The sequence below is a fragment of the Streptomyces sp. NPDC054757 genome, from assembly GCF_053612185.1.
In genome coordinates, this window is record NZ_JBSHBW010000004.1 from 207,302 (window position 1) to 220,856 (window position 13,555).

At 71.2% G+C, this 13,555-nt stretch carries 10 protein-coding genes and 1 riboswitch; of the genes, 8 read left to right on the top strand and 2 right to left on the bottom strand.

The features are described from left to right. Nucleotides 1-99: 99 nt before the first annotated feature. A complete protein-coding gene (locus tag ACWGKJ_RS07940; protein WP_385019430.1) occupies nt 100-1,044 on the bottom strand; it encodes a glucosyl-3-phosphoglycerate synthase in 945 nt (314 codons plus the stop codon). A 156-nt stretch (nt 1,045-1,200) separates the two neighbouring features. Then, a riboswitch (SAM riboswitch) is annotated at nt 1,201-1,327 on the top strand. Nucleotides 1,328-1,342: 15 nt separating this feature from the next. On the opposite strand from ACWGKJ_RS07940, the gene thrC reads away from it, so the two are divergent. The 6 genes from thrC to ACWGKJ_RS07970 all read left to right on the top strand — a co-directional run bounded on the left by thrC (nt 1,343) and on the right by ACWGKJ_RS07970 (nt 11,063). Continuing rightward, nucleotides 1,343-2,644: a threonine synthase gene (gene thrC, locus ACWGKJ_RS07945; protein ID WP_385019428.1), complete on the top strand. Its 1,302-nt coding sequence runs from the start codon at nt 1,343-1,345 to the stop codon at nt 2,642-2,644. A 72-nt stretch (nt 2,645-2,716) separates the two neighbouring features. Further along, a complete protein-coding gene (locus tag ACWGKJ_RS07950; RefSeq protein WP_164262622.1) occupies nt 2,717-2,992 on the top strand; it encodes a MoaD/ThiS family protein in 276 nt (91 codons plus the stop codon). A 402-nt stretch (nt 2,993-3,394) separates the two neighbouring features. Then, complete coding sequence (locus ACWGKJ_RS07955; protein WP_005315736.1) at nt 3,395-3,598, top strand: cold-shock protein; 204 nt, start codon at nt 3,395-3,397, stop codon at nt 3,596-3,598. Nucleotides 3,599-3,941: 343 nt separating this feature from the next. Then, nucleotides 3,942-5,567: a chaperonin GroEL gene (gene groL / locus ACWGKJ_RS07960; RefSeq protein WP_385019425.1), complete on the top strand. Its 1,626-nt coding sequence runs from the start codon at nt 3,942-3,944 to the stop codon at nt 5,565-5,567. A gap of 250 nt (nt 5,568-5,817) precedes the next feature. Beyond that, nucleotides 5,818-6,234, top strand: coding sequence for an effector-associated constant component EACC1 (locus ACWGKJ_RS07965; protein ID WP_453315689.1), 417 nt, complete (start codon nt 5,818-5,820; stop codon nt 6,232-6,234). Continuing rightward, on the top strand, nt 6,231-11,063 hold the full coding sequence (locus ACWGKJ_RS07970) for a caspase, EACC1-associated type (protein ID WP_453315690.1): 4,833 nt from the start codon (nt 6,231-6,233) through the stop codon (nt 11,061-11,063). Before ACWGKJ_RS07965 ends, ACWGKJ_RS07970 begins: the two co-directional genes overlap by 4 nt. 45 nt (nt 11,064-11,108) lie before the next feature. On the opposite strand, the gene ACWGKJ_RS07975 is transcribed toward ACWGKJ_RS07970, so the two are convergent. Next, complete coding sequence (locus ACWGKJ_RS07975) at nt 11,109-11,924, bottom strand: alpha/beta fold hydrolase (RefSeq protein ID WP_385019419.1); 816 nt, start codon at nt 11,922-11,924, stop codon at nt 11,109-11,111. Nucleotides 11,925-12,025: 101 nt separating this feature from the next. On the opposite strand from ACWGKJ_RS07975, the gene ACWGKJ_RS07980 reads away from it, so the two are divergent. Together ACWGKJ_RS07980 and ACWGKJ_RS07985 are read left to right on the top strand one after the other, a co-directional pair. Then, nucleotides 12,026-12,556 carry a PadR family transcriptional regulator gene (locus ACWGKJ_RS07980; RefSeq protein WP_385019417.1) on the top strand — a complete coding sequence of 177 codons (531 nt, stop codon included), beginning with the start codon at nt 12,026-12,028 and terminating at the stop codon, nt 12,554-12,556. A 90-nt stretch (nt 12,557-12,646) separates the two neighbouring features. Beyond that, nucleotides 12,647-13,381 carry a TetR/AcrR family transcriptional regulator gene (locus tag ACWGKJ_RS07985; protein WP_385019415.1) on the top strand — a complete coding sequence of 245 codons (735 nt, stop codon included), beginning with the start codon at nt 12,647-12,649 and terminating at the stop codon, nt 13,379-13,381. Nucleotides 13,382-13,555 lie beyond the last annotated feature (174 nt).

A 13,555-nucleotide genomic window follows, 5' to 3' on the forward strand; every position in this document is an offset into this window, starting at 1 on the left:
ACAGCTGCCGGAGGAGGAGAGGGCTGCCCGGAGCGGGTGATCCGGGCAGGCCGCCCAGACCGGATCACCCGGTCCGGGCCGCCCGACCGCATCGCCCGGTCAGGCCGCCCGGCGCGCCGCGTACTCCCCGACGTCCCGCATCGGGGGCCGCTCCTCGGTGTCCACCGGGTAGGTCCGCGGTACGAAGCCCTCCGCGCTCCGTTCGAACTGCGTCAGCGCCGGACGCACCAGCTGGCCCCGTGACAGCCGCAGCTGCGCCGTGCGGTAGATCGCCGCCGCCATCCGCCCCAGCGCGAGCCCGTCCTGGTGGCGGTGTTTGCGCGAGCCCACGTCGACCTGGGCCAGTGCGTCGAGCCCCACCGTGTGGAGCGCGTCGACCAGGAGGCCCAGCTCCACCCCGTAACCGACCGGGAACGGCAGCTGTTCGAGCAGCGAGCGCCGCACCGCGTACTCGCCGCCCAGCGGCTGGACGAAACCGGCCAGCTGCGGCCAGTGCAGATTGAGCAGCGGGCGCGCCACCAGCTCGGTCACCCGGCCGCCCTGTCCCGCGGCCTCGCCGAGCGGCCGGTCGTACATGGCCTTGACGAACTGCACATCGGGTTCGGTCAGCAGCGGCCCGACGATCCCCGAGACGAAGTCCGCGGAGAACTCCCGCAGATCCGCGTCGACGAAGCAGACGATGTCGCCGCCGGTCACCAGGAGCGAGCGCCACAGCACTTCGCCCTTGCCGGGCACGGCAGGGAGCCGCGGCAGGATCTCGTCCCGGTGCACCACGCGCGCCCCGGCCGCGGCTGCGGTCTCGGCCGTACGGTCGGTGGAGCCGGAGTCGATGACCACCAGCTCGTCCACGAGCGGCACCGGCCGGGTGTCCATCAGCTCCCGGCGGATGGTCGCGACGATCGCCCCGACCGTCGCCTCCTCGTTGAGCGCGGGCAGGACGACACTCACCTTCGTGGAGCGCTTCGCGGCGGTCAGCCGGTCCAGCGGACGGTCGGCCACCGACCAGGAACGCCTGGTCAGCCAGCGGTCCACCTCTTCCAGCACGGCGCGTCTCCTTGACTGTGAGCCATCTCGCGGTTCGGACGGCTGTCTCAACCGTCCCTGCCTTCGGTTACAGTCTTGAACAACGCGAATGGCCACGGCATGCCGGGGTCAGCACCCGCGGACAAACACGCCGGGCCCCGACGCCCGCGTCATAAGCGCTCATCCAGAGGGACTGAGGGAACGGCCCGTAGAAGTCCCGGCAACCTTCCGCCGACCGCGAGGTCATGGTGGGGAAGGTGCCAATTCCGTCTCGCGGCGAAGTACGTCGTGAGGAAGATGAGGAGAGGACCTCGCCACCATGGCTGTGCAGACCGTTACCAGCACCGAAGACTCCACCGGGACCGTCGATCTCGGCCCCGCCGCGGCGCTCTCGTGCCGCGAGTGCGGTGAGCGTTTCCCCCTCGGCCCCCTCTTCGCCTGTGCGTCCTGTTTCGGGCCGCTCGAAGTGGCGTACGACCTGCCGAGCGGCTCCCCCGACGAGCTGAGGAAGCGCATCGAGGCCGGCCCGAACAGCATCTGGCGCTACGCCCCGCTGCTGCCCGTCCCCGCGGGCGTGGCCGACCAGCCCAATCTGAACCCGGGCTTCACCAAGCTCGTCAAGGCCGACAACCTCGCCCGTGAGCTGGGCGTCACCGGCGGTCTGCACATCAAGGACGACTCCGGCAACCCGACGCACTCCTTCAAGGACCGTGTCGTCGCCATCGCCGTCGAGGCCGCCCGCGCCTTCGGCTTCACCACGCTCTCCTGCTCGTCCACGGGCAACCTGGCAGGCGCCGTCGGCGCCGCCGCCGCCCGCGCCGGCTTCCGCTCCTGTGTCTTCATCCCGCACGACCTGGAGCAGGGCAAGGTCGTGATGGCCGCGGTCTACGGCGGTGAACTGGTCGGCATCGAAGGCAACTACGACGACGTCAACCGCTTCTGCTCCGAACTGATCGGCGACCCGATCGGGGAGGGCTGGGGCTTCGTCAACGTCAACCTCCGCCCGTACTACGGCGAGGGTTCCAAGACCCTGGCGTACGAGATCTGCGAGCAGCTCGGCTGGCGGCTGCCCGACCAGATCGTCATCCCGATCGCCTCGGGCTCCCAGCTCACGAAGATCGACAAGGGCCTCCAGGAGCTGATCAAGCTCGGCCTGGTCGAGGACAAGCCGTACAAGATCTTCGGTGCGCAGGCCGAGGGCTGCTCGCCGGTCTCCACCGCGTTCAAGGCCGGGCACGACGTCGTACGGCCGCAGAAGCCGGACACGATCGCCAAGTCGCTGGCGATCGGCAACCCGGCGGACGGCCCGTACGTCCTGGACATCGCGCGGCGCACCGGTGGCGCGGTCGAGGACGTCAACGACGAGCAGATCGTCGACGCGATCAAGCTGCTGGCCCGGACCGAGGGCATCTTCGCGGAGACCGCGGGCGGGGTGACCGTCGGCGTGACGAAGAAGCTCATCGAGGCCGGTCTGCTCGACCCGTCCCTCACCACCGTCGTCCTGAACACGGGTGACGGCCTGAAGACCCTGGACGCGGTCGCCCCGACGTCCGGCCCGACCGCGACGATCCGTCCGACCCTGGACGCGTTCCGCGAGGCCGGACTGGCCACGGGCGCCTGACACCCGCTGTCGACCGCCTGACACCGCCGTCCACCGTCCGACACCGCTGCCCATCCCCGGAAGGCAATCCGCATGAGCGTCAAGGTCCGTATCCCCACCATCCTCCGCACCTACACCGGCGGCCAGGCCGAGGTCGCGGCCGACGGCGGCACCCTCTCCGAGGTCATCGCCGACCTGGAGAAGAACCACACGGGCATCGCGGCCCGAGTCCTGGACGACCAGGGCAAGCTGCGCCGCTTCGTGAACGTGTACGTGAACGACGACGACGTCCGCTTCGAGCAGGGCCTGGAGACGGCGACGCCGGACGGCGCGGGCATCTCCATCATCCCGGCCGTCGCCGGCGGCTGAGCGAGCCCGCTGCCGCCCCCGCCCGGCATCTCCGCTGGACCCGTTGCCCTCTCCGCGTACGAAGCGGAGGGGGCAATTCAGCATGATTGAACACGGTAGAGTTGGGGCAGCCCCCTTGATCGCCCGCATCGCGGGCAGCCGAGCACGCGTCAATGTGCGGGCAATGTGCTCCCTCTCTTTGCGGCGTAAGTGCCCTTTGCCCGGCCCGACTTGCCCGGGGATCCCCGGAAATCCGCCGAATGGCGCCCTCGGCCGCGCTCAGAATTCTCGTCCGATTGACCTGTTGCAGAGGGCAGTTGGGCAGATACATTCAGCCGCGGTCGACGCGTTCCGGCGCAAGGTCTGACCCGGATCCCGCGAAGTGCGGGCTCTGTGCAAGGGCCAGTAATAGGGGAGTTAGTCATGGCTCAGGGCACCGTCAAGTGGTTCAACGCGGAGAAGGGGTACGGCTTCATCGCGGTCGACGGTGGTGCGGATGTTTTCGTCCACTACAGCGCGATTCAGATGGACGGCTACCGCACCCTTGAAGAAGGTCAGCGAGTCGAGTTCGAGATCTCGCAGGGCCAGAAGGGTCCGCAGGCGGACATGGTCAAACTCGCCGTCTGATCTCGGCGCGATCGGCCACCGAAGCACTCACGCATGAGAGGCCCGTACCCCACAGAGGGGCACGGGCCTCTCGTGCGTCCGGACCGCATCCTTCCCTTGCGCTTGCTCCCTCCCGTCACCCAACCCCCACCCCCACCGGGGCCTTCTCCGAAGGCGCTTGCACTCAAGGGGGTCGAGTGCTAATCATTGGCGTTAGCACTCTCCCAGTGAGAGTGACAGAAGGACCGGGTTGGTGAGGCCCGCGGGCCGGGTGGGGCAAGGAACCACCGGGCAAGCAGGCCGTCCGTCGCGGGCACCGCCAGGTCTGACGCTTTCCACCCCCTGTCCGGGAGGACCACTTCACATGGCCAAGATCATCGCGTTCGACGAGGAGGCACGGCGCGGTCTCGAGCGCGGGATGAACCAGCTCGCCGACGCCGTCAAGGTCACCCTCGGCCCCAAGGGCCGCAACGTCGTCCTTGAGAAGAAGTGGGGCGCCCCCACGATCACCAACGATGGTGTGTCCATCGCCAAGGAGATCGAGCTCGAGGACCCGTACGAGAAGATCGGTGCCGAGCTGGTCAAGGAGGTCGCCAAGAAGACGGACGACGTCGCCGGTGACGGTACGACCACCGCGACCGTCCTGGCGCAGGCGCTGGTCCGCGAGGGCCTCCGCAACGTCGCCGCGGGTGCCAACCCGATGGCGCTGAAGCGTGGCATCGAGAAGGCCGTCGAGGCCGTCTCCGCCGCCCTCCTGGAGCAGGCCAAGGACGTGGAGACCAAGGAGCAGATCGCTTCGACGGCCTCCATCTCCGCCGCTGACACCCAGATCGGCGAGCTCATCGCCGAGGCGATGGACAAGGTCGGCAAGGAAGGCGTCATCACCGTCGAGGAGTCGCAGACCTTCGGTCTTGAGCTTGAGCTCACCGAGGGCATGCGCTTCGACAAGGGCTACATCTCGGCGTACTTCGCCACCGACATGGAGCGTATGGAGGCGTCGCTCGACGACCCGTACATCCTGATCGTCAACTCCAAGATCGGCAACGTGAAGGACCTCCTTCCGCTGCTGGAGAAGGTCATGCAGTCCGGCAAGGCGCTGCTGATCATCGCGGAGGACGTCGAGGGCGAGGCGCTGTCGACCCTGGTCGTCAACAAGATCCGCGGCACCTTCAAGTCCGTCGCCGTCAAGGCCCCGGGCTTCGGCGACCGCCGCAAGGCCATGCTCGGTGACATCGCCATCCTCACCGGCGGCACGGTCATCTCCGAGGAGGTCGGCCTCAAGCTGGAGAGCGCCGGTCTCGACCTGCTCGGCCGCGCCCGCAAGGTCGTCATCACCAAGGACGAGACCACGATCGTCGACGGTGCCGGTGACAGCGACCAGGTCCAGGGCCGCGTCAACCAGATCCGCGCCGAGATCGAGAACTCCGACTCGGACTACGACCGCGAGAAGCTCCAGGAGCGCCTCGCGAAGCTGGCCGGCGGCGTGGCCGTCATCAAGGCCGGTGCCGCGACCGAGGTCGAGCTCAAGGAGCGCAAGCACCGCATCGAGGACGCCGTTCGCAACGCGAAGGCGGCCGTCGAGGAGGGCATCGTCGCCGGTGGTGGCGTGGCCCTGCTCCAGGCCTCCGCGGTGTTCGAGAAGCTGGAGCTCGAAGGCGACGAGTCGACCGGCGCCAACGCCGTGAAGCTCGCCCTGGAGGCCCCGCTGAAGCAGATCGCCGTCAACGGTGGTCTCGAAGGCGGAGTCGTCGTCGAGAAGGTCCGCAACCTGACGGTCGGCCACGGCCTGAACGCCGCGAGCGGCGAGTACGTGGACATGATCGCCGAGGGCATCATCGACCCGGCGAAGGTCACGCGCTCCGCGCTGCAGAACGCCGCGTCGATCGCCGCGCTGTTCCTCACCACCGAGGCCGTCATCGCCGACAAGCCGGAGAAGGCCGCCCCCGCGGGCGCCCCGGGCGGCATGCCGGGCGGTGACATGGACTTCTGATCCTCCGCTTCCAGCGAGGATCGGCTGCTCCAGACGCCGTACGGCAACCATCAGGGCGCCGGCACGGCAAGCAGTACGGCCGGTAGTACGGCACGTACGGCAAGCAGTACGGACCGAGGGCGGTACCCCTTCCCGGAGGGGTACCGCCCTCGGGCGTTCTTGGCTCGAATACCCCTCAAAACTGCTGTGTGCATGGTGAGTTGCCTCGCTAGGGTTGACACGCGTGGTCGACCATCGCGAGGGGGCTGGCATGGATCTGCGGGTGACGGCTGACGGGGAAGGGCGCGGCGACCTGAGGGCGATCCTGGAGTGGCTGCTCGGCGTCGACGAGCTGCGCGGGCGGGTGACCCCGCAGGAGCGGCCACCGGTCCCGGGGACGCTCGGGCCCGTTCTCGACGCGCTCGCGGTGGCGCTGGGCCAGGGCGGTGCGGCGACCGGAGTGGTCACCGCGCTCGTGTCATGGCTGCGCGGCCACCGCAGCGACGTCACCGTCAAGGTCACCCGCCCCGACGGCGCGTCCGTCGAGCTGTCCGCCCAGCGGGTGCGGCTGCTCGGCGACCAGGAGCTCAGGTCCCTCGTACAGGACGCGGCGCGCGCGCTGGACGCCCCGCCGGCCCCTCCCGGCGACACCCCGGAAGATCCCGACGGCGCCGGTGTCCGGCCGTGACCGGGCTGTCCGGCGCCGGAGTCCGGGTGCTGCTCATCGGTACGGGCACCCACGACGGGCCGACGCTCACCTCGGTCCCCTCCGTACCGAGAGCCGTCGAGGCGCTGCGTACCCGGCTGCTCGACGTCTGCGGGGTGCCGCCCGACCGGCTCCGTACGGCCATCGACCTGCCGGACGCGCAGAGCATGGCCCAGGCCATCACCCACGAGGCCCAACTGGCCGAGACGACCCTGCTCATCCACTACGTCGGGCACGGGCTCATCGGTCCGGGCGACGAGCTGTACCTCGCTGCCCGGTCCACCGACGCCCTCACCCCGGGGCTCGCCGCCCACCAGGCCCTCCCGGTGTCCGCGGTCCGCGAGGCGCTCACCTCGTGCCGCGCCTCGTCCGTCGTTGTCGTGCTCGACTGCTGCTTCTCCGGCCGGGCCGACCTCGGCAGCCGTACTCAGTCGTCCGTGGCGCTGCCGCCCGCGCACGGTATGTACGTCCTCAGCTCGGCCGAACAGCTCGCGCTCGCCCCGCAGGACGCCGAGTACCCGGCGTTCACCGGTGAGCTGATCCGGCTGCTCGACGAGGGCGACCCGCTCGGCCCGCCGCTGCTGACGCTCGACGCGGTGTACGAGTATCTGTTCCGCGCCCTCAACTCCCGTGGCGGCCCGCGCCCCCGGCGGCAGGCGGGGGACCGCTCAGGCGCCCTGGTCATCGCCCCCAACCGGGCCGCCCCCGCCCCGGCCGCCGACGAGCCCGGCCCGCAGAACGGAGCGCCGGACGGAGCGGCGGAGGGAGCAGCGGACGGAGCAGCGGATGGCCGGGATCCGGCCCGGCAGGAGCCGCCTCAGTCCCCGGGCCGCAGCCCGTACCTCGGTCTGGAATCCTTCACCGAGGCCGACGCCGCCTACTTCCACGGGCGGGAGCGCCTGGTCGACGAGGTGCTGCGGGCCGCCGCCCGGGCCCTGGCGGACGCCAGGCCGCTGGTGCTCGTGGGCCCGTCGGGGGCGGGCAAGACCTCCCTGCTGCACGCCGGTCTGCTGCCCCGGGCCCGGGAGGGCGGCAGCCCGCAGCTGCCCGGCTCCGAGGGCTGGCGGTACGAGGTGATGTCACCCGGCGACGATCCGGTGCGCGCGCTCGCCGGGATCCTGCACACGGAGGCCGCGTCGCTCCGTACGGACCCCGCTTCGGCATCGGTGGCAGCGGCCGACGCCGTACGGCAGGGGGCGGCCGGGCGCGGAACGGCCCTGGTGGTCGACCAGTTGGAGGAGATGTTCACGTTCTGCCGCTCGCAGCGGGACCGTGAGCTGTTCCTGAGCGCGCTCGGCGGGGCGGCAGCGGGCGGCGCGCTCGTCGTGCTGGCGCTGCGCGCGGACTTCTACGGTCAGGCGCAGACCCTGCCCGAACTGGCCGACACGCTCCAGCACCACCAGGTGCTCGCCGGTCCCCTGCGCTCCGACGAACTGCGGGCCGCGGTCGAGGCACCGGCGGCGGCCGCCGGGCTCTCCTTCGAGGAGGGGCTGGTCGACCTCCTGCTGCACGAACTCGGCGGCGCCCATCTGCCCGAAGGGCCGGCGGGCATCCTGCCGTTGCTGTCCCACACGCTGTGGGCCACCTGGCGCCGGCGCCGCGGGGCCCGCCTGACGTTCGCCGGGTACCAGCGCAGCGGCGGTGTCACCGAGGCGATCGCGACCAGCGCCGACCGGGTGTACGGGCGACTGGACGAGGCGGGGCAGCAGGCGGTGCGCCGGATGCTGCCGCGCCTGGTCCGGGTCGACGACGACTCCGTCGACACCGTACGTCCGGCCGACCGCGGCGCCGTACTGGACGGCCTCGCCGACCCGGCGGCGGCGGAGCGCGCGCTGGGCGAACTGGCGGACGCCCGGCTCCTGGTGCTGGACGAGAACACCGTACGGATCAGCCACGACGCCCTGCTGCGCGGCTGGCCGCTGCTGCGGCAGTGGGTCGCGGAGGACCGCGAGTGGCTCCGCGTCCGCCAGCAGATTGCGGCCGACGCGGCCGCCTGGCACCGGGCGGGAAACGACCCCTCGCTCCTCTACCGCGGTGCCCGCCTGGCGAGCGCCCGGGAGGCCGCCGGGCGCGCGATGGGGGTGGGGCCGGGCGGCGGCGCGGGTGCGGGCGCGGGGTCGGGCGGGGGTGTCGGGCCGGGCGCAAGCTTCGGGTCGGGCGCGGGGTCGGGCGGGGGCTCCGGTCCGGGTGCGGGCTCCGGTTCGGGCGTGGGCTCGGGCTCGGGCTCGGGCGTGCGCTCGGGCTCGGATGCGGGCTCCGGTTCGGGCGTGGGCTCGGGCTCGGGCTCGGATGCGGGCTCCGTTTCAGGCGCGGGCTCCGGTCCGCGCACGGGTCCGGCCGGGGGGCCCGCTGCGGGTGCGGGCACGGGTGCGGCCCGGGGCTCCGGTCCGGCCGGGGACTCCGCTCCCGGTGCCGACTCTGCGCTGCTGGTGTTCCTCGACGCATCGGCGCGGCGCGAGCGGCGCGCCAGGCGGCTGCGGCGGACCGCTGTCGGTGCCCTCACCGCCCTGGCCGTACTCGCCGCGACCGGCGGGGTGGCGGCCGGGGTGTTCCAGCGGCAGGCCGTCGCCCAGCGCAACCACGCGGTGGCCCGGCTGGTCGCCGCCGAGGCCGACGAGTTGCGCGGAACACAGTCGGGGCTCGCCAAGCAACTCAGCATGACCGCCTACCACTTGGACCCCGGCGCCGGAACCGCGACGCTGTTCGCCGGACTGGAGACCCAGGGGACCTTCGGCGCCGATCAGCCGGTGACGGACCTCGCGGTCGGCCACGACGGACGCACCCTGGCCCGGTCGACCGGCAACTCCGTGGTGCTCTCCGACATGCAGGGCCACCGGCTGGGCGGCGCCGGTCTGCCGGGGGCGGGCGCGCTCGCCCTGTCGCCCGACTCCCGTCTGCTGGCGGCGACTTCGTCGAAGGGGGCCGTACGGCTCTGGGCCGTCCAGGACCGTTCCCGGCTACGCCCGGTCGAACTGCCCGGGGTGCGTCCGGCGGGCAGCGTCGACCCGGTGGCGTTCAGCCCGGACGGAAGGCTCCTCGCGGTCGGTTCGTCCTCGGGCGCCGTGCGGATCTGGGACGTCTCCGATCCCCGCGCGGTCCGCCTCTCCCGGACCCTGACCGGTCAGACGGGTGCGGTCGACTCCGTCGTCTTCGCGCCGTCCGGGCAGGGACATCTGCTGGCCACATCGGGCGCCGACGGAAAGATACGGCTCTGGCACCCGGACGGCCGGGCACGCTCGTCCGCACTCGCCACGCTGACCGGTGCGAAGGCGGACTCCGATCTCGCCAGGATGCCGCTGCACCGCCTGGCGTTCACTCCGGACGGGCGACGGCTGGTGGGCCCCGGCGACGGGCGGAAGACCGACCTGCGGCTGTGGAACGTAACGGATCCGGCGCACCCCGTATCCCTGGCATCGGCCAGCCGCTTCGACTCGATCCACTCGGCCGCGTGCCAGAGCAACACCCAGGTGACCACGGCGTTCAGCCCGGACGGTGGAACTCTGGCGCTCACCTGCAAGGGCAGTCTGCAGCTGTGGGTGATGGCCAAGGACCAGTCCCATCTGACCTTCGGCAGTGAGCGGGCGGGTACGGCGGACGTGCACGGGGCGGAGGGCCCGGCGCTCTTCGGCGCCCGTGGCCACCAGCTGTTCCAGGCGGGCACCCAGGGCATCCAGGTCTGGTACGTGGAGGACGCGCCGAGGATCGGGGCCGCGGCCACCTTCGGCGTCAAGCCGAGCGGCTTCCAGTACAGCACCCTCTTCAGCGGCGGCAAGCGGCGTCTCTTCCTCGTCCAGGGAGCCAATTACGGCATCCTCCGGGATCTCACCGGAGGCGTCGCGCACCACCGTCTGCTGGCCAACCTGCCCGGCAGCGGCGACATCGGATCGGAAGGCGCGGCGTTCAGCCCCGATGGCCGGATCCTCGCCCTCAGTGAGAAGTCGGGGGACGAGCAGGTGATCGGGCTCATCGACACCCGGCGCCCCAAGTCGAAACCGGTCGGCACGATCAGGGAGGACCTGACCAACGGCCTGGAGGACGCGCAGTTCAGCCCGGACGGCAAGACCCTCGCCATCGCCGACAACAACGACTACCGCCCGGCCGCGTCCCATGGCCCGGCCGTCAGGCTCTTCGACGTCAGCGACCCCGCGCACCCCCGCAAGCTCGTGAGCCTGCCCGGCGACGTGTTCTACGTCCGGTACTCGCCGGACGGCCGGCTGCTGACCGCCAACACGGCCGACACCCTGCTCCAGTGGGACGTCTCGGACCGCGGCCATCCCGTCGCGCTGCCCACCCAGCGCCTCACCTCGGGGGCCGCCCTCTCCCAGTCGGCTTTCAGCCCCGACGGGCGGGTACTCGCCGTCGCCGACTCGGCCGGTGTCACCCGCTTCTGGAAGGTCGGCCACGACCGGCTGTCCGGACCACCGACGGTGGCCAGGACCGGCAGCTCCGGAACCGGTATCGCGTTCAGCCCGGACGGCAGCACGCTCGCCCTGGCGATCGGCGCACAACTCGACACCCCGACCGGTTCGGCCAAGAGCCACATCGCACTCTGGGACGCCGGGAACCCGTCCTCCGTGCATCTCCTGGGCGCCTTCTCGTACGGCGATGATCTGGAAAGCTCGCCGCTCTCTTACAGCGGTGCGGGTCAAGGCCCCCCGCTGCTGGGCTCGATGGGCGACTCGGCGACCGTCTGGAACACCGATCCCGACTACCTGATCAGGGTGATGTGCCTCAGCACCGGGGACGTCATCACCCGCGAGGAGTGGGCCCGTTATGTGCCGGACACGCCGTATGATCCGCCGTGCTCGTAGGGCCGTGACGCGGGCACCCGGATCCTCGGAACCCGGGGGACCGCGTCACACCGCCCCCGGTGCGGCGCGGTGTGGTGCGGCGCGGTCCAGGAACTCCCGTACGGTGACGCCCAGTTCCGTCTGGTGCGTGAGGTAGAAGTCATGGTGGCCGTCGATCGTCACGACCTCCGTGCCGGGCCGACGGCGGACCATCTCCTCCGCGTGGGCGCGGGGGACGACCGCGCTGCGTTCGCCTCGTACGACCATCAGCGGCTGCTCGGCTGCGGTGAAGTCGTCCCACCAGTCGCCCCGGACACCGGCTTTGGCGGCCTGGACGGCATCCGCCTGCCAGAGGAACCGCCAGCCCTCCGGTTCCTCGACGGCGCTCTCGGTGAAGTGCCGGGGCTCGTCCACGCACGCGAGCGCGTCCAGCATCGCGCCCATGCTCGGGAAGTGCGTCGGCAGCGCTCGCAGTTGATCGTCGCCCATCGGCGCCCGGTACTCCGCAGGAAAGTCCAGCACGACCACGGCCGATACCAGTTCCGGCCGTCTGGCGGCCAGTTGGTAGGCGGTGATGCCGCCCAGTGAGTGCCCGACGATCGCGACAGGGCCGAGTCCGAGGTGTTCGACGAGCGCCGCCGCGTCCGCGACGTAGCCCTCGCGCCCGTAGTCGTCCGGGTGGTCGGAGAGGCCGTGTCCGCGCTGGTCGAGTGCGATGAGCCGGTATCCGGACCCGAGGTGGTCGGCGAGCCCGAGCAGGGAACGGCCACGCCCGTAGGCGCCGTGCAGGGCGAGGACGGGGCGGCCTGGGCCTCCCAGGTCGATGTAGGCGAGCCGTATGCCGTCCGGGGTGCGGAAGTGCTGTGTGGTTGCCGTGGTCATGGGTTTGACTCTAACAGAGGTATCTCTATTAGAGGTAAAACATGTCGTGCGGCTACCCTGGGCAGCTACGACGACCACGAAGTACGCACCTCGGAGGCCCGGTGCTCACCCTCTGCATCCTCGGATTCCTCAACGAGGAACCCCTGCACGCGTACGACCTGCGCGCCCGTATCTCCGGGCTCAGCGGCCACGTGCGCCCCGTGAGCGACGGCGCTCTCTACCCGGCCATCAAGCGTCTCGAAGCCGCCGGGCAGCTCACCCGCCACACCGAGCCCGGTGAACGCGCCACCCCTCGTCAGGTCCTCACCCTCACCGCGTCCGGCCGGACCGAACTCCTGCGCCGCCTGCGCGATCCCGCCGAAATCGAGATCACCGACCGCGACTCCTTCTTCGTCCTGCTCGCCTTCCTCGGCCAACTGCCCAGCCCCGCCGACCAGGCCCACGTACTGCGCCGCCGCCTCGCCTTCATGGACAAGCCCGGCAGCTACTTCTACGAGGACGGCCGCCCACTGCGCGCCCGCGACATGATCGACCGCTTCCGCCACGGCATGCTCCAACTCGCCCACGCCACCAGCAAGGCCGACCGCGCCTGGCTGGAGCGCACCGTCGCGGAACTGACATGCGACACCTAGGTGTATTGACCCGCAGGGTTACGCGGCTGCTCTGTGCCTGTCACGTGCCCGCGGCCGACGGCATAGGCTCGGACTCGGAGGTAGTCACCGATGGCGAGGACAGAGCCGGTCAGGCGCGGCAGCAGGGATCGCAGCCGGCGGGGGCAGGGTGAGCAGCTCCGCCGGGAGATTCTGGCCGCGGTCAACCACCTGCTGGCGGAGTGGGGCAGCGCGGAGAAGCTCACGATGCGGGCGGTCGCCACGGAGGTGGGGATCGCGGCGCCGAGTATCTATCTGCACTTCGCCGACAAGGCGGAGCTGGTGTGGGCGGCGCTGACGGACAAGTACGACGACCTCGCGGCCAGGATGGCAGGCGCCGCCGATGACTGCGACAGCGCAGACCCCCGAGAGCCGTTGCGGGCTCAGGCGCACGCGTACTGCCGGTTCGCGCTGCACAACCCCGGGCACTACCGGCTGATGTTCGAGGTGCGGCAGCCGACGGTCGCGGTCTCCAGGGTCAGCGGACACCCGGCCCGCCGTGTCTCGGCCGGCCTCAGGTCCGGGTTCTCGGGGTGCCGCGAGGCGGGGTATGTGCTGTCCCTGCCCTGCGAGCAGGCGGCACAGACGCTGTGGGCGGGTCTGCACGGCATCGTTTCGCTGCACCACAGCATGTTCCATGACGATTCGACCGAAGCTCTCACGCTCCAGTTGGCCGACGGTCTGCTGGGTTCGCTGGTCGCCCCGGCGCCGGGCCCGTCACCCGCCTTTCCTGCCGCCCCCGGGGAGACGGCCGCGTCCCGCCACATCAAGGCCATCCTGTCCGGCGTGCAGCGGGGCGACGCGTAGTCGCTCGCCCGCGCCGAGTCGAGAACGTACCTGTCACGAGCGCGCGACTTCCCTTTTCAGCCATACGACTTGGGGCGGGTTGCGTTCCCCGGCGGCGCGAGTACAGTGCTCACTGAACTAAGTTAGGTGACTAGGGCAACGAAACCCTGTCCTGGCTACTCGACCGTGTCGCCC